This window comes from Gilliamella sp. B2824 (assembly GCF_026536245.1).
GTDB lineage: Bacteria > Pseudomonadota > Gammaproteobacteria > Enterobacterales > Orbaceae > Gilliamella.
Window position 1 is genome coordinate 1 of the sequence record NZ_JAFNON010000028.1, and the last position, 1,426, is coordinate 1,426.

Here is a 1,426-nt window from a genome sequence, read left to right on the forward strand (position 1 = left end):
AATCATTGGATTGGATTTTGTTCGTAGTCGAACAAAAGAGGGGTTAGAAGATGACTGGCTTATAGAGATGTAAATAATGACAGCAAACAATACTAATCAGCTTTTCGAGCAGATACAGCAAGTTAATAATCAAGGGACTTCGAACTTTACACAAACCAATGCAAACTATCCTAAAAATCCTTATACTCAAGCAGTATATCAAGCAAATGATTTATATTCAGATAGCCACAAAAAGGGATTTTCAGAGACTCGTTGGTTAACTGAGGATGAAATACAAACTCACAATTTACAGATAAAGCCGGATGAGAAAGAGAATTTTTTTGAAAGTGATTTGTATAAAGATAATGAGTATTATGAAAATATTAAATTTTATAATGTAGAACAACTGGATAAAGCTTCCTTTGATAAACTTCCACCAGCAATTAAGCCAGAAAAACAGTGGCAGGAAAATCCAAAAGTCGAGCAATTTATAGCAAGTCAGGGGGTTAAGGTGTTACATAACAGTGCATCAAACCCTCGTTATAATGCCAAATCGCATACTATCCATATGCCCGATAAATCCCAGTATGAGACTGCCGAAGGATACTATAATGATATCTTCCATGAAATCGGACACTCAACCAGTCGGGAATTGGGACGAACACCCACAACACCAGTGCAAGCAATAAATTTTTTCAAACGAGATGAATTAGTCGCCGAAACTTCAGCAATAAAGCTTTGTGAATTAACAAATGTTAATAGTAATAAAAACAATAATTTATGTTATTTAAAAGAGTTCTTAAGCAAATTTGGTGATAATAAAGAGGTTCAAAAGGCAGAATTAGGCACAGCATTGATTGAATCAGATAAGGTATTGGCGTTAACCAAAAGTAAATATATAGCGGTTAAAAAACAGTATACAACGATATCAAGTCAAATGCTAAACCGGACATTAGATATTGCCGGAAAAAAGCTAGCTGAAAAATCGATTAGTCATGGAAAAATAACATCAAAAGGTCTGGAGCTGGGGGATTAAACGATATCGAAATTGGAAATGTTATAGCACGCTTAAATTTCCAATATAAGGAAGTGCGCATAATGTGAAATGCGTTATGTTGAAGTCGCAGATTGTAAAATGTTGGCCGACGCAGTCGGCTAACAATCCAGAATTTAGCATAATGCCATTATGCGCACTAAACTCATAAATAAGTTCGGATGTTCAGTGACCCTCGAACTTTACCGTACTTTCCCACGGTAAAATGATTATTTTTTATTTACCAAATTAACGTATTGATTCAGATCATGAATTAAATTTTATACACAGTGTTATTTACATTTTATGTTTATAATTGCACGGTGTTACTATTGTCAATCCCAAAGCGGAGGTCGCAGTCACGCAGTGAACGAGCGAGCATTTGACGCAGTGACCTATTGACAACCCACCCAA

The 1,426-nt window shown here is 35.4% G+C and carries 1 protein-coding gene; it reads left to right on the plus strand.

The annotated features are described in order from the left end of the window. Positions 1-76 precede the first annotated feature (76 nt). Positions 77-1,015 (plus strand): zincin-like metallopeptidase domain-containing protein, encoded by a 939-nt coding sequence (locus tag J3U56_RS11915; protein ID WP_267367922.1) that lies wholly within the window; start codon positions 77-79, stop codon positions 1,013-1,015. Positions 1,016-1,426: the final 411 nt, after the last annotated feature.